The organism is Ruegeria sp. J8 (assembly GCF_056531925.1).
In genome coordinates this window covers 49,340-72,536 of the sequence record NZ_JBQFMR010000008.1, presented here as the reverse complement: position 1 = coordinate 72,536, position 23,197 = coordinate 49,340, and the positions used below count along the sequence as shown (strand labels likewise).

Below are 23,197 nucleotides of genomic sequence, written 5' to 3'. Positions count from 1 at the left end.
CTGATCTGCTGTTGCCCTCTAAGTGGGGGTTCCAGTCACGGGAGGGTCAAGGGTTTATGCCGCATACCCGCCATGCATTGTGGCTCAGCGCTGGGGCAAGGCTTGCAACAACAGCGAGTTATACTGCGCAGGCGGCGCTGCGCGCACCGCTTCGGGCGAGGCAAAAAAGCCCAGCATCAGGACCGATACGCAAGCCAGCAGGCCCAAAAGGCACAGGCCGGTGAGGTTGAGTGTCGTGCGTAGCATTGACAGTTTTTCCATTCCTAAACTCACTGAGACCTTACGGGTCGGTTCAAGATCTTTGTGCCAGCTCTTGCCTTAACTTTTCGTTCTCGACCTGAAGCTGCGCCAGTTGCTGACCAAGCGTGTTCAGATGCGGGCGCAATTCGGCCTCGGTAAAGCGCGGCGTGATGTGTCGGGGGCAGTTCCAGTCCAGCCCCTCCACCCGGATGATCGCGGCGCGTTCGGCTGGTGCTTCGGCCCCATCGGGATAGAGGCTGGCGGCAGCGGCTTCGCCCTCGGTGAACTCTACCCGACCCAATATTTTCAACCGGCGTTGGTTGGCGTAGTCCATCAGGACCATCGCTACCCGGTCATTCCCGTCCAGATTCCCGCGCGAGATATATTGCTTGTTGCCCGAAAAATCGGCGTAGCCGATAGTCGTGGGCCCCAGCACGCGCAGGAACCCAATCGGCCCGCCGCGATATTGTACATAGGGCCAGCCGGTCTCGGACACTGTAGATTGGTAAAACCCGTCCCGCGCCTCGATAAACGCTTTCTCTGCCGGACCGATTTGGTGCCCTTGCTGCGGCCCGTCTTCGATGAACTTGGCATAGGTCCTTGCTGATCCCATCCGTTCCTGATGGGCCAGAACCGCCGGGGTGAAGGTCAATTCGGAAAAGGCGCGGGGCATGGGCGATCCTTTCTACAGGCCCAGATCAGACAGGCCGGGGTGATCTTCGGGCCGTGGGCCTTGACTCCAGCGGAACAACCGGTCTTCCTCGGCAATCGGCAGGTCGTTCAACGACGCATGGCGCTTGGCCATCCGGCCATCTTCGGCAAATTCCCAATTCTCATTGCCATAAGACCGGAACCATTGGCCGCTGTCGTCGTGCCATTCATACGCATAGCGCACAGCAATCCGGTTGCCGGAAAAGGCCCAGAGTTCCTTGATGAGACGGTAGTCCAGTTCTTTGTTCCATTTGCGGGTCAGGAAGGCATGGATGTCTTTGTGTCCCGATAGGAATTCAGCGCGGTTTCGCCATTGGCTGTCCTCGGTATAAGCGGGCGTTACCAGATCGGGGTCGCGGCTATTCCAGCCATTTTCAGCCATGCGCACTTTTTGTGTAGCAGTTTCCAGGGTGAAGGGGGGCAGAGGGGGTCGGCTCATGTCTTGATCTTTCAGGTCAGCGCGGCGGCAAGCATCGCAAGTGTCAACAGGAACGGGACGTACTGAGGGGGAAACGGGCTGGTGCGGCGTTTCATTGTAAAGCTCCTAAGTTTACTGATCGGTACATCTTGAAGAGAATGTGTACTGATCGGTAAACTTTTGCAAGTCTCAAAGTGAAAAAACTTTGCGACCGACGCTAAATCGGCTTCTTTTCAAGGCTGTTGACGTTGGATTTCGTGTAACCTTGTCGCGGGACGCGGCTACAATTATGTACTGATCAGTACACTCAGGAGCCGAATCATGCGCCCCAACAAACGCGACGAACTTGTCCGCAATGCGCTGCAGGTCTTTTACAGGGACGGGTTTCACGCCACTGGTATGGACAAGCTGGTGGCGGAAACGGGCGTCTCAAAGACCTCGATGTACAAACACTTCCGGACCAAGGAAGAGTTGATCGTCGCGGCCCTGCAGCTGAGAGACGAGAACTTTCGCACTTGGTTTTATCAGCGGATCGATGCGCTGGGCCAAACGCCGGCGAAAAAGCTGTTGGCCAGTTTCGATGCGTTGGCTGAATGGTTTCAGGAAGACGGATATCGCGGCTGTATGTTCATCAAGGCAGGGGCTGAATATCAGGATAAGGATCACCCGATCCACGTTCAGGCGGCCGAGCACAAGCGTCTGTTGCTGGAGTACTTCACGGATTTGGCCCGCGCCGCCGGGGCGGCTGATCCTGAAAAGCTGGGCTGTCAGATATTGATCTTGAAAGAAGGCGCTATCGTGTCCGCTGTTCTGTTGAAAAGCTGCGATCCGGCACGTGATGCAAAAGACGCGGCGCTGGCTCTATTGAAAGGCGCGCTGCCTGGATGGGAAAAAGCCTGAAAGACGTTACGTTGTGGCGTCTTTTGGCGCATTGGATTGCAGTGAGACGAAGAGTACCTTCCGGAGAAATTGATATGGGAGGACACTTGATGTCTTTGTTTACAAGCTCTGCAAGCTGGGTCACTGAAGAACACCGCATGTTCGCCGAAATGGCGGATCGGTTCATGCAGGACGAACTGGTCCCCAACGAAGAGCGTTGGAATGATCAGGGGATGGTCGACCGCGCATTCTGGCAAAAAGCCGGTGAGATGGGCCTGATGGCTGGCTCGATCGCAGAGGAACATGGCGGCGTTGGCGGGGATCTGGGGTTTGATGCGGTCACTCTCTATGCCCAGTCGTCGCACGGCAATTGCGGCTGGGGCTATCCGATCCAGTCGATCGTGATCCACTATTTGATGGCCTACGGCAGCGAAGAGCAAAAGCAGAAATGGCTGCCGAAACTGGCCTCGGGTGAGATGGTCGGCGCACTGGCTATGACCGAACCCGGCACCGGGTCGGACGTGCAGGCGATCCGCACCACCGCAGATAAGGACGGCAATTCCTACCGCCTGAACGGCTCGAAGATCTTTATTACCAATGGTCAGTCGGCCGATCTGATCCTTGTGGCGGCCAAGACCGACAAGTCGCAAGGCTCTAAGGGTGTGTCGCTGATCGCGGTCGAGACCGAGGGCGCCGACGGTTTCCGCAAGGGGCGCAACCTCAAGAAGCTGGGCATGAAGGCCAACGACACGGCCGAGCTGTATTTTGAGGACGTCAAAGTGCCGATGACCAATCTGGTTGGTCCTGAAGAGGGGCAGGGCTTTTATCAGATGATGAAGCAGCTGCCCTGGGAGCGGTTGACGATTGCTCTGATCGCTCTGGGTTCGATTGATTTCGCCATTGCCGAGACTGTGCGCTATACGCAAGAGCGTAAGGCCTTTGGTCAGCGCGTGATGGATTTCCAGAACACGCGCTTCAAGCTGGCGGAGTGCAAGACCAAAGCCGAAGTTCTACGCAGCTTCCTCAATGACTGTCTGGCTCAGTTGCAGGCGGGTACGCTAGATGCGGCCACGGCGTCGATGGCGAAATACTGGGGTAGCGAAATTCAGAATGAAATCATGGGTGAATGCCTCCAGCTCTTTGGCGGTTATGGATTCATGATGGAATACCCGATTGCACGGCTTTACGCGGATGCGCGGGTACAGACGATCTATGGCGGCACCAATGAGATCATGAAAGAACTCATCGCCCGCTCGCTGGACAAATAAGAACGACAGGGCGCTCTCGCCGGTCGTTGACGTTTCTGGCGAAACATCTCCTCCTGTTGGGCCGGGCAGTTTGCTACTGTTGTTACGCGTGCTGGTTTAAGGTTTGGGTTACCCGACCTGTCCGCGTAGCCATTCAACGAAGGATTTCAACGGCTCGGATTCGGCCCTGGATTGGGGCCAGACCAAGTAGAAATCCCCCAGACTGACGCCCGGACCGTGCCAAGCGGGAACAAGACGCCCTGAGCGCAGGTCATCTTCCACAAGGTAACTCGGCAGCAGCGCCACGCCCAACCCGTGAACGGTTGCCTGCCCCATGGTCGAAAACTGGTCGAACAGCATTCCGCCAAGCCCTGACACCTCTTTGCCCTGAAACGCAAACCATCTCTCCCACGCATCCGGGCGGGTTTCGAGGTGGAGCAAAGGCGCGCTGAGCAGCCAGTCGATGCGATCCGCCCGCTCTGGCAGGATCGAGGGGGCACAGACCGGCACGACATCCTCACGCATGATGGGCAAGTAATTCACGCCCCGCCAATCCCGTTGTCCAAAATGAATGGCGGCATCGAAATGCTCGACCTCGAAATCAAAAGGTCGGAGCCGTGTGTTGAGGTTCACCGTTACCTCGGGATGGCGGCGTGCAAAATCCTGAAGGCGGGGGGCCAGCCAGTGCATGCCGAAGGCGGGCAGGATCGACAGGTTCAGCGACCCGCCCTTGGGGTTTGCTTTCAACTTGACCGAAGCCTGTGCCAGTTGATGCAGCACAGTACGCGCGACCTGAACATATTCTTTGGCTGCCGGGGTCAGGTGGAGGCGCATCTGGCTGCGCTGGATCAGATCGACGCCCAGTTGTTCCTCCATTGTTTTGAGTTGGCGACTGATTGCGCTCTGTGTCAGCGAGAGTTCTTCGGCCGCCGCAGAGGCGCTGCCAAGGCGGTCCACAGCTTCGAGCGCCAGCAGGGACGGGATGGAGGGCAGGAAACGTCGGGGGGCGATCATATGATTATTCCTCATACCTTTCGGATGGATTATCACTGGCATTTCGATTGCACCAGCCTGATAGATTGATGCGTTTTAGCGCGGTCTTCGGCGGCGATGATCCGGCAGAGGTCTTGCCCGCCAATCGTGGGCGCGATTATTGCTGTAACAGAAGACCTGGCCGTTCGTAGGCCACCACGGGGATCACAGGGCACGGCAGTGCCCATGATCCGACAACAAAAGGACGGAGGCGCAGATGGATCGCGCTCAGATCGTGCATGAGAACTTCCTCAAACGCGTCACCGCGCGCGATTTTCCCGCAGGCAACGCGCCCCGGTCCGGTCTGAGCGATGCCGATGCCGTATCACTGTTCCGCTCGCAAGTGCTGAGTCGCGCGCTGGACCGCACCAGCCGCGCCATGCAGAAGGCGGGGCAGGGGTTCTACACGATCGGCTCATCCGGGCACGAGGGGATGGCGGCCGTGGCCAATGCTCTGCGCCCCACGGATATCGCCTTTCTTCATTACCGCGATGCCGCGTTTCAGATCGCCCGCGCAGAGCAGGTACCGGGCCAGCAGATCGCCTGGGACATGCTGCTGAGTTTTGCTTGTTCTTCCGAAGACCCCACGTCGGGCGGACGGCACAAGGTGCTGGGGTCCAAGGCGCTGACCATCCCACCGCAGACCTCGACCATTGCCAGCCATCTGCCCAAGGCGGTGGGCGCGGCCTATTCCCTAGGCGCGGCGCGGCGGCACGCACCTGAGCACCGTGAGCTGCCCGAGGACGGGATTGCCATGTGTTCTTTCGGGGATGCCTCAGCCAACCACTCGACTGCGCAGGGGGCGATCAACACGGCGGGCTGGACCAGCGTGCAAGCGACGCCGCTGCCCTTATTGTTTGTGTGTGAGGACAATGGAATCGGCATCTCGGTCAAAACGCCAAAGGGCTGGATACAGACGTCGATGGAGCATCGCCCCGGTGTTCGATATTTTCAGGCCAACGGGCTGGATATCTACGAGACCTATGCCGTCGCGCAAGAGGCCGCCGACTATGTGCGCACCCGCCACAAACCCGCATTCCTGCACCTGAAAACCGTACGTCTTTACGGTCATGCCGGTGCTGACGTACCGACCACCTATATGCCCAAATCCGAGGTCGAAGCGGATGAGGCAAATGACCCTTTGCTGCATTCTGTGCGCCTTTTGGATCAGGCCGGGGCACTGTCGCCGGATCAGGCGCTGGAGATATATCAGGACACCTGCGCCCGCACCGATCGCGTCGCTGCCGAGGCTACCACGCGCCCGCATTTGGGCACCGCCGCCGAGGTGATGGCCAGCCTGATCCCGCCCAAGCGCGTTTGCAAACCCACCAATGGCCCTAGTGCCGAGACGCGCGCAAAGGCGTTTGGTGGCGATATGCGGGCGATGAAAGACCCTCAGCCCATGAGCCGTCTGATCAACTGGGCGCTGACCGATCTGATGCTGGAGCATGGCGAGATCGTCTGCATGGGCGAAGATGTGGGCCGTAAGGGGGGCGTCTATGGCGTCACGCAAAAACTGCAACAGAGGTTCGGGCCGGACCGGGTGATCGACACGCTGCTGGACGAGCAGTCGATTTTGGGGCTGGCGATTGGCATGGGCCATAACGGGTTTGTGCCGATCCCCGAGATCCAGTTCCTCGCCTATCTGCACAACGCGGAGGATCAGATCAGGGGCGAGGCTGCGACGCTGCCGTTTTTCTCGAACGGGCAGTTCACCAACCCTATGGTCGTGCGAATTGCCGGGCTGGGCTATCAGAAAGGGTTCGGCGGGCATTTCCACAATGACAACTCGCTGGCCGTGCTGCGTGATATTCCGGGGGTAGTCATCGCCTGTCCTTCGACCGGAGAGGATGCGGCGCAGATGCTGCGCGAATGCGTCCGCCTGGCGCGCGAAGAACAGCGGGTGGTGGTGTTTCTGGAACCCATTGCGCTCTATCCCATGCGTGACCTGAATGGGGCGCAGGACGGGAGGTGGATGACGACCTATCCCGCACCGGATCAACGGATTGCGCTGGGTGAGGTGGGCGTGCATGGCGACGGTACCGATCTGGCCATCGTGACCTATGGCAACGGGCATTACCTGTCGAAACAGGCGCTGCCCGAACTGCAGGCGGCGGGGTTGAACGTGCGGATCATCGACCTGCGCTGGCTGGCGCCACTGCCTGTTCAGGCGTTGTACGAGGCCACCGAGGGCTGCGCACATGTGCTGATCGTCGACGAATGCCGCCGCACCGGCAGCCAGTCCGAGGCGCTGATGACTTTCTTCGCCGAAGAAAGTCCGGCCACTCCAATCGCCCGTGTTGTCGCCGACGACAGTTTCATAGCAACCGGCCCCGCCTATGCTGCGCCCTTGCCGTCGAAAGACGGGATTGTGGCCGCCGCATTAAACCTGACCGGAGGTCGCCAATGACCCGCACCGCTGTTCTGATCTGCCCCGGTCGGGGGACATACAACAAACCCGAATTGGGCTATCTGCATCGCCATCATGCTGACCGGATGCAGCTGTTTGCCCAGTTTGACGCAATTCGCGCAGAGGCAGGGCAAGAAGGGGTCACGGCCTTGGATGGTGCAGGTCGGTATACGATCAGCACGTATTCTCGTGGCGATATCGCGTCGCCTTTGATTTACGCGGCCTCGCTGGCCGATGCGCAGTCGCTGGCGGTTGATATCGAAGTCGTTGCCGTCACCGGAAACTCGATGGGGTGGTACATCGCTTTGGCGGCGGGCGGCGCGATCACGCCAGAAAACGGATTCCGCGTGGTGAACACCATGGGCACGCTGATGCAGGACCACCTGATCGGCGGGCAGCTTGTGTATCCGTTCGCCCGAGAGGATTGGTCGAACGACGCCGAGCGCAAGGCTGAACTGTTGGCCGATGTCGTGCGGATTGACGCTCTGGACGGGCACGAGTTGGCATTGTCGATCGATCTGGGCGGTATGCTGGTTCTGGCAGGTAATGAGGCCGGCCTAAGCGCGTTTGAACACGCGCAACCAACTGTGCAGGATCGCTTTCCCATGCGCTTGGCAAACCACGCCGCGTTTCACACTGCGCTACAAGCGCCGGTGGCCGCCGAAGGGCGGGCGCGTTTGTCTGCGGATATGTTTGACCCGCCCGAACGCCCTCTGATCGATGGGCGTGGAAAAATCTGGTGGCCAGGGGCGACGGACACCCAAGCGCTGTGGGACTACACCCTAGGGCATCAAGTCACCGAGACCTATGATTTCACCCGCGCCATCCAGACTGCCGCGCGCGAGTTTGCGCCCGATCTGTTCATCGTCACCGGACCAGGGGCAACCCTGGGTGGGGCGGTGGCGCAGTCGCTGGTTCTGGCCGATTGGAAGGGCATGTCCGACAAAGCGGCATTTCAGGCGCAGCAGGACGCACAGCCCTTTCTGATCGCTATGGGGCGAGAAGATCAGCGTTCGCTTGCAACCGGCTGACGCAGCCCTGATGATCTGCGCATGCGCAAGGAGCCCGATTTGAGCGACCATGACCAGTCCCTCTGGCTGAACACCTGCCGCGAGCATGTGGACAGCACCCCTCTGACCGACGATCTGACGGTCGATCTGGTCGTAATCGGCGGCGGCTATACCGGCTGTTCGGCGGCTTTGACGGCGGCACAATCGGGGGCGTCGGTGACGCTGCTAGAGGCGCAGGAGATCGGGCATGGCGGGTCGGGTCGCAATGTGGGCTTTGCCAATGCGGGGCTATGGCTGCCACCGGACGAGATCCGGACGCATCTCGGGGCTGAGCCGGGCAATCGCCTAATCGACCTCTTGTGCGCCGCACCGGGGGATGTGTTCGACCTGATCGCGCAGCACGGGATCGATTGCGAGCCTGTCCGCAACGGCACCCTGCATTGCGCGCATTCGGGGGCGGGGTTCAGGGACTTGGAAAACCGCCATGCGCAGCTCAAGGCGGCAGGCGCGCCGGTGGAACTGTTGAGCACCGATCAGGCCGGGCAACGCACCGGCAGCGCAGCATTTCACGGGGCGCTTTTCGATCCGCGGGCGGGAACGATTCAGCCTCTGGCCTATGTGCGCGGCTTGGCCCGCGCCGCGAATCAGGCGGGGGCGCAGGTTTTTACGGAAAGCCCGGTTCTCTCTCTGTCCCATGATGGCGATGTCTGGACCCTGACAACAGCCCAAGGCTCTGTCCGGGCGAAGGCGTTGATACAGGCCACGAATGCCTATCACCGGGGCATGCCGGATACCGCGCCCGCCTATGTGCCGGTTTATTACTTCCAGTTTGCCACGGCCCCTTTGTCGGACAACCTGCGCGCCAGTATCCTTCGCGGGGGCGAAGGGGCGTGGGATACCGGGTTGATCATGACGTCTTTCCGGCTGGATCAGGACGGGCGGTTCATCATCGGCGCGATGGGGGATCTTGGTCATGCAGGAAGCAGTGCCCATAAGGCGTGGGCGAAACGTAAGATAGCGGCGCTTTATCCGCAGCTGGCCGACCAGCCGTTGGTGCAAGGTTGGCACGGGCGGATCGCAATGACCTCGGACCACATTCCGAAAATCACGCGGATCGGCCCGAATGCGCTGGCGGCGCACGGGTTTTCAGGGCGTGGGATCGGGCCGGGGACTGTTTTTGGTCGCCAGATGGCCGACAGTTTGCTACGCGATGATCCCGCCCTCCTGCCCGTTCCGCCAGTTGAGGGATACCGCGAAAGCTGGACCGGGCTGCGGCGCGCATATTTTGAGACCGGTGCGGCGCTGACGCATCTCATCAAAGCCCGGTTCTAAACCGCCCCCTTCATAGTGCGGCGGCAATCCGTTCGATCCGGCCGCGCAGCCAGCGATGGGCCGGGTCATTCGCCGATCTCTGGTGCCAGACCATGTAGATCGAGACCTCCTCACACGTGAAAGGCAACGGCGCGCAATCCAGCGCCGCCAACGGCCCGCGTTTCATCAAGGCGGTGTCGGTCGAGATCAGGTCGCTGCCTTTCACAAAGGACGGGATGGCGTTGAAATGGGGCAGGGTGACGGTGGGCGGTCTGATCTGGTTTTGATCCACGCCGCGCATCACCGCGCGCGAGCTTCGACCATCGGCGAACCGCACCTCGACATGTTCGGTGCTGCAATAGACGTCCCAACTGTCCGGCGGTTTGCGCTGTGCGGCGTCATAGAAGATCATCAGCGGGCTGCTGAGGATGCGTTTTTGAAAAATGTCCGGCCCGTCGGGCGGAAGCGGTGTCAACATCAATTGGCATCGGTCGCTGCGCAGAAGGTCCGGGTCCGGCACGCCCGATGGGATGAACCCCAGATGCAGGCCAATGCCTTCAGATCGCGCGGCCCGAAGCAGAGTGGGAAAGATCAACTCGCGCGGCATATCGTTGGTGGCGATCTGGATCTGCATCTGTTCCGCTTGCGGATCAAAGGGGCGGTCTTCGGTCAGGGCGCGCATCCCGTCCAGAACATGCTGAACCGGGTCTTTCAGCGCCAAGGCGCGCTCGGTCGGGGTCAGGCCCTGGCCCGAGCGCACGAATAGCGGATCGCCCAGAACCTGCCGCAGCTTAGCCAGCGTATGGCTGATGGCCGATTGCGTGACGCCCAACCGGTCGGCCGCCTTCGAGACCGAGCTTTCCTCGAGAATGGTCAGGAAGACACGAAGGACCTTGCCGTCCAGATCGGTAAAATCAATATTTCTCATATCATCTATGATTATTCATGAATGGTTTTGAGGTCCATGGCGGATTAGGGAAAGCTGAACCCAACAGGAGGCACAGGATGGCAATCCGCTTTTTCTCGGACAAGAACAGGCCCATTCACATGGGCGGCTATCCGTCAGAGCGGCTGGAACGGCAAGCGGAAATGCCTGATCTGTCGGCGGTGCCGCCGATGCAGTCGCTCAGCTTTCATCGCCCCAAGCGCCCGGAAAGCATCGTCAACGCGATGGGGGAGTTTCAGGCGATGCTGGACACGATCCGCGATGGGTTCGTGAATCCTGTGGTCTCCGAGGTGCCTGCTGACGTGACCGAGCGCGCCAACCATCTAAAAGCGTTTGGCTATTTCAATGATGCCTCGATGATGGGGTGTGGTTCTTTGCCGCGCGAGGCATTGCTGACCGAACCCCGCCGCAACCCCGATATTGACCGTCTGGCCCATGCGCTGAAGACACGGCAGACCAAGACGCTGGCTTCGGGGATCGACCTGATCATGGCCGATCTCAAAGAAAGCATGGAGGCCACGCCGCGCCCGATGGACACCCATCGCCATGCAATTGTCTTTCTGTACGAACACAACCGCGACCCGGACCCCAACGAGACCGGCGCGGATTGGATCATGGATGCGCAGGATCACCGCGCCTGTCTGCTGGCGACCGAGAATGCGGTGGTCGTGGCCAACTACCTGCGCGTTCTGGGCTTTGATGCGCGGGCGCATACGGTCATGTCCTCTGAGGTTGATCTGGGTAAGCTGGCCGTCGCGGCGGGGCTGTGTTCGGTCGAAGACGGAGAGCTGGTCGCGCCGTGGCTGGGTAAACGGTTCGGACTGGCTGCGGTCACGACCGAGATGGAGATCGCACACGATCAGCCTCTGCAACCCATGACGCAGCAGCCGTGGTTTCGTACTCAAGGCCCCGCGTGGTGGCTGGGCGCGGGCTTTGCCAAGAACGCGCTGAACCGCGATCCTTATGCCAATCGGCGCTATGTGGACGGGGCGCACCCGTTTGAGAACCTCAGGCGGGTTGATGCGCCCACTACCTATATTGATGAGGAAAACGTGGCCCGCGTCCCCAAGCGCGCCGATATGTTCGCCCGCGCACAGTTCGGGGATATGGGTAAGCATCTGCAAGACGGGGCCAAGGGCGGGTATTACGTGCGCAAGGCCGCGCCTAGCACCGCACAACGCCGCGCGCTGGGCGCGTTCGTGCTGTTGCAGGATGGGGAAAGCGCTGACGCCGCGCACCCAACCGATGCTGCCCGGAACGCCGCGAATATCAAGGCGGCCACGTATTTTTTGGGGGTCGATGCGGTGGGCCTCAGCCGGTGCCCGGACTGGGCGTGGTACTCGCATGATGCAACGGGCGAGGAGATCATTCCGCCCCACGACCAGGCCATCAGCATGATCATCGACCAGGGTTATGAGACGATGGAGGGCGCCAGCGGCGATGACTGGATCAGTGTCGCGCAGTCGATGCGCGCTTATCTGCGGTTTTCGTTACTGGGTGGAGTGATCGCGCAACAGATCCGCAATCTGGGCTATAAGGCCCGCGCGCATACGGTGATGGATGGCGAGGTGTTGCAGCCGCCGCTGCTGCTACTATCCGGTTTGGGCGAGGTCAGTCGCATCGGAGAGGTGATCCTGAACCCTTACCTCGGGCCCCGCCTGAAATCCGGCGCAGTTACCACCGATATGCCAATGGCGCATGACAAGCCCATCGATTTCGGCCTGCAAACCTTCTGCGAAAGCTGCAACAAATGCGCCCGCGAATGCCCTTCGGGTGCGATCACGGCCGGGCCGAAGCTGATGTTCAACGGCTATGAGATCTGGAAGTCTGACAGCCAAAAATGCGCCACCTACCGGGTGACCACGCCGGGTGGGGCGATGTGCGGGCGGTGTATGAAGACCTGCCCTTGGAACCTTGAGGGCATCTTCAAGGAACGCCCCTTCCGCTGGGCCGCTATGAATATTCCCAAGGCCGCTCCCGCGTTGGCGCGGTTGGATGATGCCGTGGGCAATGGCGGGCTGAACGACGTCAAGAAATGGTGGTGGGATCTGGAGCTGCAACCGGACGGCGCCTATCGCCCGACCGACCACCCGCTGAACCGGCGCGACCTGCAAACCGACCTAGACCTGAAATACGAAGATCAGACTCTGGCCGTCTACCCCGCCTATCTGGCCCCGCATCCCTGGCCCTATCCGTTCGCCATGGACCGCGAGGCTGGGATCGCAGCCTATGAGGCCATGGTCACGGCCGAGGAATACAAGGCGCGCAAAGCGGCGGGCGATCTGTCGGTGATCCACCGCTATACCATCGCGGGCGATGCCCCGGTTATGCGCGTCGCACTGACCAAGGTCGACAAGATGACTGCGGATGTGACCAAGTACGAATTCTCGACGCTGGACGGCTCACCACTGCCCGAATGGACGGCAGGCGCGCATCTGGACGTGCTGGTCGCGCCGGAATTCCTGCGGCAGTACTCTATGTCCGGTGACCCATCCGACCGCGCCACCTATCAGATCGGTGTATTGCGCGAGGATGAGGGACGCGGTGGCTCAGCTCTGCTGCACCGCATTTTCAACGAGGGGCGCAAGGTCTTCATCTCGAAACCCATCAACCATTTCGAACTGGACGAGGGCGCAACCAAGACCTTCCTGATGGGCGGCGGGATCGGCATCACTCCGATGATAGCCTTTGCTCACCGTCTGTATGCCGTGGGCAAACCGTTCCAGCTGCACTATTCGGCCAGTACCCGTGCCGAGGCCGGGTATCTGAAGGATCTGGCAGCGATGCCTTGGGCGGATCACGTGCACTATCATTTCTCGGACGAAGGCACACGGGCCGATCTGGAAGCCGTCCTGTCGGGATATCAAGACGGTTGGCACGTCTATACCTGTGGTCCTGATCGCTTCATGGACGGAGTTATGCAAGCGGCTGAGCGTCAGGGGTTTCCCGAAGAAGCGCGGCATCTGGAGTATTTCTCGGTCCCCGAGCAGCCGGACTATGAGAATCACGCCTTCACTTTGCGGCTGACAAAATCGGGTCGAGATCTGACTGTACCCGCCGACAAAGATGCAGCGCAGGTGCTGAACGAGGCAGGCATTCACGTGGATGTGAAATGCGCCGATGGCATCTGTGGGGTCTGCAAATGTGGCGTGATTTCGGGTGAGGTCGAACACCGCGATTTCGTTTTGTCCAAGAAACAACGTGAGAGCGCTATCATCCTATGCCAAAGCCGGGCGGCGCAGCCGGATGGTGTGATCGAGATCGACCTCTGAGCCAAGGTTGGGAAACGAAATTCTGAAACGCAAAAATTGGTCGCTCTGGCCATGGACGTTACGGCACGGCTGCACTAACGTCCCCAGCGAACCCTAGTGAATCCTGATCAACAGGTGCGAGGTATTTTCATGGATTATCACAGCCCCGCCAGTTTTGCCGAGGCGTCGGCTCTGGCTGCAAACGCAAAGGGGGTCACCCGCTTTTTGGCCGGAGGCACGGACGTTCTGGTGCAGTTGCGCTCGGAACTGGTCACGCCCGATACGCTGATCGACATCAAAAAGATCGACGGCGTCAGCGATATAACCCGCAACGCGGACGGCAGTTGGACACTGGGTGTTGCTGCCACAGGTGCCGAGATGAGCGAGCACCCTGAGCTGGGCAGCGACTGGCCTGGCGTGGTCGAAGCGATGGACCTGATCGGATCGACCCAGGTTCAGGGTCGCGCAACGCTGACCGGAAACCTGTGCAATGGCTCTCCGGCGGCGGATTCGGTGCCTGCGATGGTTGCCGCTGGTGTGACCGTTTCTGTCACTGGCCCAGATGGAACGCGTGATGTGGCTGTCGAGGAAATCCCAACCGGACCCGGCAAGACCTCGCTGTCCAAGGGTGAGGTGATCTCGGCTGTGAAAATCCCCGCACGCGGGGACAATGCAGGCGACGCCTATCTGCGGTTCATCCCGCGCACTGAGATGGACATCGCCGTTGTTGGCGTGGGTGTCAGCCTGCGTCTGGACGGTGATACCGTGACTGAGGCCCGCGTCTCGCTGGGCGCGGTCGCGCCGACTGTCCTGCTGGTTGAAGACTGTGCCAAGGCCATCATCGGCAGCACTCTGGACGATGCTGCGCTGGACGCGCTGGCGGCTGCGGCATCGGCCGCCTGTAACCCAATCGACGACAAACGCGGCACGATCGCATTCCGCACCGAGGTCGCTGGCGTTCTGGCCAAGCGCGCCGCGAAAATCGCCTATGCCCGCGCGAAGGGAGAGAAAGCATGAGCAAGCTCCACGTAACGACCACCGTGAACGGCGATGAGGTCGATTTTCTGTGCGACCCGCGCGAAACCCTGCTGGACTGCCTGCGCGACAAGCTGAACCTGACCGGCGCGAAAGAGGGCTGCGGCACCGGCGATTGCGGTGCCTGTTCGGTCACTGTGGATGGCCGTCTGGTCTGTTCCTGCCTGATGCTGGGCGCTGAGGCCGAGGGTAAAACCATCGAAACCGTCGAAGGTATCGCGGATGGTGACGTGCTGCATCCGCTGCAACAGAAGTTTATCGAACATGCCGCCCTGCAATGCGGTATCTGCACGCCGGGCATTCTAGTGGCGGCCAAATCGCTGCTCGAGAAAAACCCCAGTCCGACCGAGGAAGAAACCCGGTACTGGCTGGCAGGCAACCTGTGCCGCTGCACCGGCTATGACAAGATCATTCGCGCCGTCATGGAAACGGCAGAAGAATTGCGGGAGGCTTCGTAATGGCTCTGGACGATCGTAAAACGGAATTCACTTTTGTTGGCACCCGTCCGAACCGCCCTGACGGCTTGGATAAGGTGACGGGCCGCGCCAAGTTCGGCGCGGATATGTCTGCACCCGGCATGCTGCATGGGGCCATCTTGCGCTCGCCCCATGCCCATGCGCGGATCGTGAATATTGACACATCGAAGGCTGAGGCGCTGAAAGACGTCAAAGCCGTGGTGACACGCGCTGATTTCGCCGACGTGCCGTTCAAGCCGGGTTTGGCTGGCGAATTCTGGAACGTGCTGGAAAACGTCATGGCGGGCGAGAAAGCTCTCTATGATGGTCATGCGGTGGCTGCTGTGGCGGCGACCTCGGCACTGGCCGCGCGGGATGCGCTGAAGCTGATTGAGGTTGAGTACGAGGTATTGCCTCATGTGACCGACGTAGACAAAGCGATGGCCCCGGATGCGCCGGTCATCCGCGAAGGTGCGGCAGATTATTCCGTGCCCGAAGGGATGCACCCCAACGTTGTGCGGTATCACGAAAGCGGTCACGGCGATGTCGACGCAGGCTTTGCCGAGGCAGATTTGGTCCTCGAAGACAGCTTTGTCACCGAGGCGACCCATCAGGGCTATATCGAGCCGCACGCCTGTCTTGGCCTACTGGGCAATGACGGCAAAGGTGAGCTGTGGTGCACCACCCAAGGCCACTGGATCGCGCAAAAGACCTGCGCGGCGTTGCTGGGAATTGAGACCTCGCAGCTGCGCGTAACTGCGTCCGAGATTGGCGGCGGTTTTGGCGGCAAGACCACGGTCTTCATCGAACCGGTTGCGCTGGCGCTGAGCCGCAAGGCGAACCGCCCGGTCAAGCTGGTCATGACCCGATCCGAAGTGTTCCGGGCGACAGGGCCAACCGCCTCGGCCTCGATGGATATCAAGATTGGCATGAAGAATGACGGCACGATTACCGCAGCACGCGGCGAGTTCCGTCTGCAAGGCGGTGCGTTCCCGGGTGCGCCGGGCGATATGACCGCCATGTGTGCCTTTGCGGCCTATAATCTGACCAACGTCAAACAGATCGGCTATGACGTAATGGCCAACCGTCCCAAGCAAGCCGCTTATCGCGCGCCGGGCGCGCCGATGGGGGCTTTTGCGGTCGAGTCGGTCATTGATGAGATGTGCAACAAGCTGGGCCTCGACCCAATTGAGGTGCGTTTGAAGAACGCCGCGCATGAGGGCACCAAGGCCAGCTATGGCCCGCGCTATGAACGCATCGGTCTGGTCGAAACGCTTGAGGCCGCCAAGGCACATCCGCATTATTCGGCGCCGTTGAAGCCGGGGCAGGGACGCGGCATCTCCTGCGGTTTCTGGTTCAACCACGGGGGTGAAACCTCGGTAACCTTGGCGTTGTCCGAAGACGGATCAGCCCAGTTGATGGTGGGCACGCCCGACATTGGCGGCTCGCGCGCGTCGATGGCACTGATGGCGGCTGAGGTGCTGGGCATTCCATATGAGAACATCCGTGTCACCGTCGCAGACACCGCAACGCTGGGGTATAATGACGTCAGCCACGGTAGCCGGGTGACCTATGCTTCGGGTCTGGCGACGATCAAGGCGGCGCGCCATGCTGTCGAAAAACTGTGCGAACGTGCAGCGGCCAAATGGGATATCCCGGTTGAAGCCGTGAAGTGGGAAAACGGTTGCGCCGTGCCTTCGGGCCCGAACGCGGGCGACTTTGACCCGATGCCGCTGGCAGATATCACTGCCAAAATGGGACGCACCGGGGGTCCGATCTCGGGCCATTTTGAGGCGACGCCCGAAGGCGCAGGTGTGTCCTTTGGCACCCACATTGTTGACGCCGAGGTCGACCCGGAAACCGGCAAGACCACGATCACCCGCTATACGGTCATTCAGGACGCTGGTAAGGCGATCCATCCGACCTATGTCGAGGGCCAGTTCCAGGGCGGTGCCGCGCAAGGTATCGGCTGGGCGCTGAATGAGGAATATATCTATGGCGAGGATGGACGGTTGCAGAACTCGATCTTCCTTGACTATCGCATTCCGGTCGCCAGCGACCTGCCCATGATCGACACGGTGATCGTCGAAGTGCCCAACCCCGGCCACCCCTTCGGAGTGCGCGGCGTGGGTGAGACGGGCATCGTGCCGCCCTTGGCCGCCATCGCCAATGCTGTGTCCAACGCAGCTGGCGTGCGGATGAAGCAACTGCCGATGTCCCCGCCGCGCATTCTGGCGGCGCTCAAGGACAATGGTTGAGGTCCACCTCTGGTCCGGCCTCCGGTCTTTGACCGGGGGTCAGCAGGTGGTGGAAGTCGAGGCCAAAACCACCGGCGATCTGCTACGGGAACTGGTCAGGACGCATCCGCAACTGGAAGGCCCAATTGAGGCGGGCGTGTCCATCGCCATCGACGGACGCGTCATCGCAACCGGTTTGACGGAACCGATCCCCGAAGGCAGTGAAGTTTACCTAATGCAGCGTCTGCGCGGCGGTTAGGACGGCGACCAAGGCTCGCGGCCAACCATGCGGTCGGCCTCGGCCGTGATGTCATTCATATGTTGTTCAAGGCTGAGGCGCAGATCTTCTATCTGCTCGTCAGACGCTTTGCGCGGCACGGTTTCCGTCCATTCTCGGCACAGAAACACGCCCTTGTTGCGCCAGGGGCGCGGCATCAGCAACCGGTCCCATGTGCCTGCCTCGCGACCATGTTCCGCGGAAAAAGTAATCCCGAACACCCGCTTGCCTGAAGTCCTCGCCCAGACTAAAGGCACCGTGGACAACACCCTTTCCGGCCCGCGTGGACCGTCTGCGGCGATGCCGATGGAAATGCCTTGCTTCATTTTGCCGATCACTTCGCGCGACACGGCAATGTTGTTCGATTTCTTGCTGGTCATGGCGATCGTGTCCATGCCGAACAGCTTTTGCACGCGACCAACCATGCTGCCGGCTCGAGCAGACGAGGTGATGGAGCAGATGGGCCCCTTGTCCAGCGGGTAGAAATAGGGCGATTGCGCCAGCCTTTGGTGCCACAGCACCACAATGACCGGTTCGCCCTGTTCGGCCAACTGGTCCAGTTCCTCATAGCCAATACGCTGCCATTCGGTGTTGCGATTGACCAGCCGGATATACCACGCAATGCGCCGCGCAGCCCAGTTCAACAGGGCTTCACTATCAGCGATCTTCTTGCGGATACTCACGAGCGGGGTCCTTCTGCCAAGCAAATTGTGTCTTATAGAACTCAACGCCATGCGCAACTTGTTTGTCGCATGGGTTTAGAGCGGCGGAATCTGAAAAAGCCTCTTGAGTCCGCCGCGCGGCTGGCATATCTGATGCCCACCTTAGGGGTATAGCTCAGTTGGTAGAGCGACGGTCTCCAAAACCGTAGGTCGCGGGTTCGAACCCTGCTGCCCCTGCCATTTCCCAATATCGCTGACATCCACGCGCCAATTTGGGCTATTCCTTTGCATTCCGGTTTCCTCCGCCCGGCGATTGGCATATTGTCCGGCGAAACACCCAAGGACCGGATGAGGATACATGTCGCGTTTCGATGGATATTTCCTGCGGCAATTGCTGATTCTGTTCGGCTTTTTCACGCTGGTTCTGGTGGGGGTCTTCTGGATCACCCGTTCGGTCAGCCTGTTTGATCGTGTGATCAGCGGCGGTCAATCGGCGATGGTGTTTCTGGAATTCACCGCGCTGACCCTGCCGACCCTGATCCGAACGGTGATGCCCATGGCTGTGTTTGCCGCCGCCGTTTATGCCACCAACCGCCTGAGCCGCGAAAGCGAGCTGACGGTTATGTTGGCGACGGGCTCCAGCCCATGGCGTCTGGCGCGGGCAGTATTTCTGTTCGGGCTAGTGACAGGTTTGATGATGGCCGCGATCAGCGTGTTTCTGCGCCCGGCCTCGGTCGAGCAGCTTGAACAACGACAGGCCGAGGTCGCAGGCGATGTCACCGCGCAGCTTCTGAACGAGGGTGAGTTTCTACATCCTGCCAGCGGCGTAACGGTTTATATCGGACGGATTGACCTGGATGGTACACTGTACGAAGTCTTCGTCTCGGACCGCCGGGATCGGGCCAGTACAGTCACCTATTCCAGTAAAACCGCTTATCTGGTCAACAATGGCAGCGGTATTCATCTGGTTATGGTGGACGGGGTGGCGTTGCGCTTGGATCAGCAGGGCAGGACCTTATCATCGACCCTGTTCGAGGATGCTTCATACGACATATCCGAACTGGCTCACGGCAACGATATGAGCCAACGAAGTCTTGAGGCGATCCCGACCCTTGAATTGTTGGAAAACCGTCAGGCGTTGACCGCAAACGAAGGGTTCAGCGAAGGAGAGCTGGTGGATGAACTGCACCAGCGGTTCTCATGGATTGCCATCTGCGTAGCGGTGGCCATGGCGGGATATGCAACCCTGATGCTGGGCAGCTTTTCCCGTTTCGGTTTGTGGCCGCAGATTTTTGGGGCGTTTACTCTTCTCGTTTTGCTGGAAGGTGTTCGGGGGTTCGTGTCGCCTATTGTGATCGACGATCCCGCGCTGTGGGCGGTTCTCTACCTGCCCGCCGTGATCGGCATCCTCATATCCTGCCTGTTCTTGCTGATTGCGGGGCGACCACTTTTGCAGAAAAAGCCGCGAGAGAGCGATCTCGCCTGGCCGCAGGCCTAAGCCGTCCGCAATTCCTGCAGGCAATCTAGAACATCGCCAAATGCTGGGCTGTCGCGGCGCGTGACCAGATAGAGCGGCAACATCAGGTCATAGGCATCTGCAACGGGCGCAACCTGCCCAGAATGAAGGTATTCAGCGATGACATAGCGTGGGAAATACCCTAACCCACCGCGCCGCAGGACATAGCGTAGGGCCATCATGCAATTGCCCAGAAACACCGTCTGGCCCGAAGCCCGATGCGCGGTGGATCGAATGTGATTCTGATAGACCTCCCCCAGTTCCAAATTGACGAAAATCGGGTCAGTTCCGGCATCAGGGGTCTGGACCAGCACCAGTCGCTCGGGTGGCAATTCGTGAAACATGACCCGTCTGTCCGACGGTTTCTCATGGGTCAAGGCCGCGTCAAGAACATGGGTGGCTACCGCATCAACCATATTCAGGTCATGATCATAGTTGAGCGTCAACAGCAGCTGCCCCAGGTCGTCCTCATAGCGGATTGCCAGATCGACCAGCAGCGGGTCCCAGATGCTCAGTTGCGCGCCCAGGCGCAGGGCGACCCGGTTCTGCGACTGCGCGGGCAGATCGCGTGAGGCAAAGGACCAGAGCGACAGCATCTGTTCAGCATAGGGCCGGAACTGCCGCCCGAATTCGGTCAGGCCGGTCCCGCCTGCCCCACGGGTGAACAGGGCTTTGCCGGTTTCATCCTCGATCAGACGAATGCGGGCGCTTACAGCGGTTTGCGTCACGTTCAGCTTGCGGGCGGCAGCGTGGAAGCCTCCGGTCTCGGCGACGCACAGAAAGGTCTCAAGGGCTTTGATTTGCATGTTGAAAGTAATTTTTGATCGAAGTGATAAAATCAATTCATTTTTTCGCTCAACTGGAGTGGAGTAAGCTTTCGTAAACGGATCGATGAAAGGACCGCTTCCATGCTGGACAAAAGCCACAAACCCACTTGGACCAGTTTCGAAGAGGCGACAAAGGCCGATTGGGATGCCGTGATGGAGTATGAAGAGGCGTACAACGCCGCTTTGCCCGACCGTATTCTGGACGCTATCCGGTCGCTGGACGAGGAGTGGACGCCATACCCGGTCAACCGCTATCAGCATAGTTTGCAGGCCGCGACCCGCGCTTACGAAGATGGGGCTGATGAGGAACTGGTGGTCGCTGCTCTGATCCATGACACCGGCGATATCCTGTCGCCCTACAATCACGGTGAGCTGTCAGCGGCGATGATGAAGCCCTATGTCAGCGAGAAGACCTATTGGATTTTGAAACATCACTGTGTGTTTCAGGGCTACTACTATAACCACCACCTTGGCGGCGATCGCAACGCCCGCGACAAGTACCGCGACAGTCCTTATTGGGAGGACTGCCGCTATTTCTGCCATGAATACGATCAGAAGGCGTTCGACCCGGACTACCCGACCAAACCGTTGGAGTTCTTCGAGCCCATGTTGCGCCGCGTGTTGAACAAGGGCGAAGGGCACATGGAGCTGAACGAAACCTCGGAAAGCTAGCAGGCCGCCATCAGGCGATAGACGATCTGAGCTGCAGTGAAGTCCCAGGCGGCATTGCCGTCGGGGGCCAGTTCGACCACGTCAAAGCCCACGCATTTGCGGCCTTTAAGGGCATGTTCGACCAACCGCAGGGCTTGGTAGTAACCGAGCCCGCCCGGAACCGGGGTGCCGGTGGCAGGCATCAACGAAGGGTCCAGACCGTCCACGTCAAAGCTGACATAGACCAGTTCGGGGAAATCCTCGGGCAGGTCGACGGCGTGGATATTGCCTGTGACCAGTTCCTCGGCATCCACATGGAAGACGTGGTTTTTCAGACGGCTTTGCGCCTCTTCGGTTGAAAAGGCGCGGACGCCGAATTGGGCCAGTTTGATGCCCTCTTCGGTCAGCAGATGCATGACTGAGGCGTGCGAGTGTTTCTTGCCCTGATAGGCGTTGCGCAGGTCCGCATGGGCGTCGATCTGCACGATACCGACGGGCTGGTTCAGCGCCCGCGCCACGCCCATCACCGCACCATAGCTGAGCGAATGTTCCCCGCCCAGTGTGACCGGCACCTTGCCAGCGCGCACCGCAGCCTCGGTGCGTTGCGCAAGGCGTTCCATCACTTCGGGCAAGGGGCCGTCGCAATCCAGCGGGTCTTCGGTGAAGATGCCTTCGACGCAGGGTTCCGCGTGGCCTGTGATGCGTTCCAGTTCATTGCTGGCCTCGATGATGGCTGCGGGACCGTTGGCGGTCCCTGATCCGTAAGACACGGTACGCTCCAGCGGCACGGGGATGACGCGGAACCGGGCGTCTTCGCTGCGCTCAGCGGCGGTCAGTTCACTGTCGAGGAAAATGCTCATGAGAGGCGGTCCTTAAAGTCGTCATAGCCGAATTGTTTGATAATCTTCAGCGCGTCCGTTTCGCTGTTCCAAAGGGCGATTGTGGGCAGGGGTACCCCGTTGAACGTGTTGGTCTTGACCATCGAGTAATGCGCCTGATCGAGGAAGGCAAAGCGCTGCCCTATCTCTAGCGGTTTGTCCCATGTGTAGTCGCCAATCACGTCACCAGCCAGACAGGAGGGGCCACCCAGACGGTAGGTATGACCTGCTTCGGCCTCGTCCATCAAGGCGGGGCGATAGGGGGCCTCGATCACGTCGGGCATGTGGCAGGTGGCCGAGATATCGGTGATGGCGAGGTTCATACCATTGGTGGGCAGGTCGAGGATTTCGCCGACCAGAATACCCGCGTCCAGCGCAACGGCCTCGCCGGGTTCGAGGTAGATGGCGACATCGTATTTCGCGCGGATGGATTTGATGAAAGTCACTAGCCCATCCCGGTCGTAGTCATCGCGGGTAATATGGTGACCGCCGCCGAAATTCAGCCATTTGAGCTGGCTGAGGAAGGGTTTGAGCTTCGGCTCAACGGCAGCCCATGTGCGTTGCAACGGCTCGAACCCCTGTTCGCAGAGCGTGTGCATGTGCAGCCCGTCGACTCCGATCAGTGTGTCTTCGGACAGTTGGCTGACGGGTGTCCCAAGGCGCGAGCAGGGCGCGCAGGGGTCGTATTTGGGTATCTCGCCTTCGGAATGTTCTGGGTTGATGCGCAGGCCGACCTGAACGTTCGCGGCTTGGGCTTTTGCCAGGAAGCGGTCCGTTTGCGTGGGTGAGTTGAAGATGATGTGGTCGGACAGCGACAGGATTTCGTCGATATCTGCGTCTTTGTAGCCAGCGCAGAAGGTCGCAACCTCACCGCCATATTCCTCGCGACCCAGTCGTGCTTCGTAGATGCCACTGGCGCAGGTACCGCCGAGGTGGTGGCGGATCAGAGGGGCCAGTGAGAACATCGAGAACGCCTTGAGCGCGCTGAGGACATGTGCGCCGGACCGGGTGCCGATCTCTGAGAGGATGGTCAGGTTCCGCTCGACCGCTTTTTCGTCGACCACAAAGCAAGGTGTGGGGACGCGGCTGAGGTCGAAATTGCGGAAGGCGCCGGCGTCTCCGGCTTGGGTCGTCATCATGTCGGACATGTCCCGCGTCTCCGATTGTGGTGAGGCCGGGGGCTCTGCCCGTCGCCATTGGTGCT

General features: G+C 60.1%; 21 protein-coding genes and 1 tRNA gene. 13 read left to right on the top strand and 9 right to left on the bottom strand.

Features of this window, described 5'->3' with window-relative positions; all coding sequences use genetic code 11:
* Nucleotides 1-84: 84 nt before the first annotated feature.
* From ACR0L1_RS16720 to ACR0L1_RS16710, 3 genes are read right to left on the bottom strand one after another with little or no spacing between them, the layout of a single operon-like run.
* Complete coding sequence (locus tag ACR0L1_RS16720) at nucleotides 85-261, bottom strand: hypothetical protein (RefSeq protein WP_170773835.1); 177 nt, start codon at nucleotides 259-261, stop codon at nucleotides 85-87.
* A gap of 31 nt (nucleotides 262-292) precedes the next feature.
* Nucleotides 293-913 (bottom strand): pyridoxamine 5'-phosphate oxidase family protein, encoded by a 621-nt coding sequence (locus tag ACR0L1_RS16715; protein ID WP_480859946.1) that lies wholly within the window; start codon nucleotides 911-913, stop codon nucleotides 293-295.
* Nucleotides 914-925: 12 nt separating this feature from the next.
* Nucleotides 926-1,390 (bottom strand): nuclear transport factor 2 family protein, encoded by a 465-nt coding sequence (locus ACR0L1_RS16710; RefSeq protein WP_480505086.1) that lies wholly within the window; start codon nucleotides 1,388-1,390, stop codon nucleotides 926-928.
* Between the two features lie 300 nt (nucleotides 1,391-1,690).
* On the opposite strand from ACR0L1_RS16710, the gene ACR0L1_RS16705 reads away from it, so the two are divergent.
* Both ACR0L1_RS16705 and ACR0L1_RS16700 read left to right on the top strand, forming a co-directional pair.
* Nucleotides 1,691-2,269 (top strand): TetR/AcrR family transcriptional regulator, encoded by a 579-nt coding sequence (locus ACR0L1_RS16705; RefSeq protein WP_480505088.1) that lies wholly within the window; start codon nucleotides 1,691-1,693, stop codon nucleotides 2,267-2,269.
* Nucleotides 2,270-2,358: 89 nt separating this feature from the next.
* On the top strand, nucleotides 2,359-3,516 hold the full coding sequence (locus tag ACR0L1_RS16700; protein WP_480505090.1) for an acyl-CoA dehydrogenase family protein: 1,158 nt from the start codon (nucleotides 2,359-2,361) through the stop codon (nucleotides 3,514-3,516).
* A 108-nt stretch (nucleotides 3,517-3,624) separates the two neighbouring features.
* Here ACR0L1_RS16700 and ACR0L1_RS16695 read toward each other — a convergent pair whose 3' ends face one another.
* On the bottom strand, nucleotides 3,625-4,509 hold the full coding sequence (locus tag ACR0L1_RS16695) for a LysR family transcriptional regulator (protein WP_480505091.1): 885 nt from the start codon (nucleotides 4,507-4,509) through the stop codon (nucleotides 3,625-3,627).
* 235 nt (nucleotides 4,510-4,744) lie between these two features.
* Here ACR0L1_RS16695 and ACR0L1_RS16690 point away from each other — a divergent pair, with 235 nt between their 5' ends.
* From ACR0L1_RS16690 to ACR0L1_RS16680, 3 genes are read left to right on the top strand one after another with little or no spacing between them, the layout of a single operon-like run.
* The gene (locus ACR0L1_RS16690; protein WP_480859943.1) at nucleotides 4,745-6,937 is read left to right on the top strand and encodes a dehydrogenase E1 component subunit alpha/beta; all 2,193 of its coding nucleotides are present in this window, start codon (nucleotides 4,745-4,747) and stop codon (nucleotides 6,935-6,937) included.
* A complete protein-coding gene (locus ACR0L1_RS16685) occupies nucleotides 6,934-7,968 on the top strand; it encodes an ACP S-malonyltransferase (protein ID WP_480859942.1) in 1,035 nt (344 codons plus the stop codon). Before ACR0L1_RS16690 ends, ACR0L1_RS16685 begins: the two co-directional genes overlap by 4 nt.
* Nucleotides 7,969-8,007: 39 nt before the next feature.
* Entirely contained in the window at nucleotides 8,008-9,279 is a 1,272-nt protein-coding gene (locus tag ACR0L1_RS16680) for an NAD(P)/FAD-dependent oxidoreductase (protein WP_480859941.1), read from the top strand.
* A gap of 10 nt (nucleotides 9,280-9,289) precedes the next feature.
* On the opposite strand, the gene ACR0L1_RS16675 is transcribed toward ACR0L1_RS16680, so the two are convergent.
* Nucleotides 9,290-10,186: a LysR family transcriptional regulator gene (locus ACR0L1_RS16675; protein WP_480505099.1), complete on the bottom strand. Its 897-nt coding sequence runs from the start codon at nucleotides 10,184-10,186 to the stop codon at nucleotides 9,290-9,292.
* 77 nt (nucleotides 10,187-10,263) lie between these two features.
* Between ACR0L1_RS16675 and ACR0L1_RS16670 the strand changes: the two genes are divergently transcribed.
* The 5 genes from ACR0L1_RS16670 to ACR0L1_RS16650 all read left to right on the top strand — a co-directional run bounded on the left by ACR0L1_RS16670 (nucleotide 10,264) and on the right by ACR0L1_RS16650 (nucleotide 17,441).
* Complete coding sequence (locus ACR0L1_RS16670; RefSeq protein WP_480859938.1) at nucleotides 10,264-13,476, top strand: reductive dehalogenase; 3,213 nt, start codon at nucleotides 10,264-10,266, stop codon at nucleotides 13,474-13,476.
* Between the two features lie 129 nt (nucleotides 13,477-13,605).
* Complete coding sequence (locus tag ACR0L1_RS16665; protein ID WP_170790728.1) at nucleotides 13,606-14,472, top strand: FAD binding domain-containing protein; 867 nt, start codon at nucleotides 13,606-13,608, stop codon at nucleotides 14,470-14,472.
* Nucleotides 14,469-14,948 carry a (2Fe-2S)-binding protein gene (locus tag ACR0L1_RS16660; RefSeq protein WP_480859936.1) on the top strand — a complete coding sequence of 160 codons (480 nt, stop codon included), beginning with the start codon at nucleotides 14,469-14,471 and terminating at the stop codon, nucleotides 14,946-14,948. Before ACR0L1_RS16665 ends, ACR0L1_RS16660 begins: the two co-directional genes overlap by 4 nt.
* Nucleotides 14,948-17,203, top strand: coding sequence for a xanthine dehydrogenase family protein molybdopterin-binding subunit (locus ACR0L1_RS16655; RefSeq protein ID WP_480859934.1), 2,256 nt, complete (start codon nucleotides 14,948-14,950; stop codon nucleotides 17,201-17,203). Before ACR0L1_RS16660 ends, ACR0L1_RS16655 begins: the two co-directional genes overlap by 1 nt.
* Nucleotides 17,196-17,441 carry a MoaD/ThiS family protein gene (locus ACR0L1_RS16650; RefSeq protein ID WP_170353360.1) on the top strand — a complete coding sequence of 82 codons (246 nt, stop codon included), beginning with the start codon at nucleotides 17,196-17,198 and terminating at the stop codon, nucleotides 17,439-17,441. The genes ACR0L1_RS16655 and ACR0L1_RS16650 overlap by 8 nt, the downstream gene beginning before the upstream one ends.
* Here ACR0L1_RS16650 and ACR0L1_RS16645 read toward each other — a convergent pair.
* Nucleotides 17,438-18,142, bottom strand: coding sequence for a lysophospholipid acyltransferase family protein (locus ACR0L1_RS16645; RefSeq protein WP_170773862.1), 705 nt, complete (start codon nucleotides 18,140-18,142; stop codon nucleotides 17,438-17,440). The genes ACR0L1_RS16650 and ACR0L1_RS16645 overlap by 4 nt on opposite strands.
* Nucleotides 18,143-18,285: 143 nt before the next feature.
* On the opposite strand from ACR0L1_RS16645, the gene ACR0L1_RS16640 reads away from it, so the two are divergent.
* Both ACR0L1_RS16640 and lptF read left to right on the top strand, forming a co-directional pair.
* A tRNA-Trp gene (locus ACR0L1_RS16640) sits at nucleotides 18,286-18,361 on the top strand.
* A gap of 118 nt (nucleotides 18,362-18,479) precedes the next feature.
* Nucleotides 18,480-19,619, top strand: coding sequence for an LPS export ABC transporter permease LptF (lptF, locus tag ACR0L1_RS16635; protein ID WP_480859932.1), 1,140 nt, complete (start codon nucleotides 18,480-18,482; stop codon nucleotides 19,617-19,619).
* On the opposite strand, the gene ACR0L1_RS16630 is transcribed toward lptF, so the two are convergent.
* Entirely contained in the window at nucleotides 19,616-20,443 is an 828-nt protein-coding gene (locus tag ACR0L1_RS16630; RefSeq protein WP_170790731.1) for a LysR family transcriptional regulator, read from the bottom strand. The genes lptF and ACR0L1_RS16630 overlap by 4 nt on opposite strands.
* Before the next feature lie 102 nt (nucleotides 20,444-20,545).
* On the opposite strand from ACR0L1_RS16630, the gene ACR0L1_RS16625 reads away from it, so the two are divergent.
* Nucleotides 20,546-21,136, top strand: coding sequence for an HD domain-containing protein (locus ACR0L1_RS16625; RefSeq protein ID WP_170752218.1), 591 nt, complete (start codon nucleotides 20,546-20,548; stop codon nucleotides 21,134-21,136).
* Here the strand turns inward: ACR0L1_RS16625 and speB are convergent.
* Both speB and nspC read right to left on the bottom strand, forming a co-directional pair.
* Complete coding sequence (speB, locus tag ACR0L1_RS16620) at nucleotides 21,133-21,975, bottom strand: agmatinase (RefSeq protein WP_480859930.1); 843 nt, start codon at nucleotides 21,973-21,975, stop codon at nucleotides 21,133-21,135. The genes ACR0L1_RS16625 and speB overlap by 4 nt on opposite strands.
* Nucleotides 21,972-23,141: a carboxynorspermidine decarboxylase gene (gene nspC, locus ACR0L1_RS16615; protein ID WP_480859929.1), complete on the bottom strand. Its 1,170-nt coding sequence runs from the start codon at nucleotides 23,139-23,141 to the stop codon at nucleotides 21,972-21,974. The genes speB and nspC overlap by 4 nt, the downstream gene beginning before the upstream one ends.
* Nucleotides 23,142-23,197: the final 56 nt, after the last annotated feature.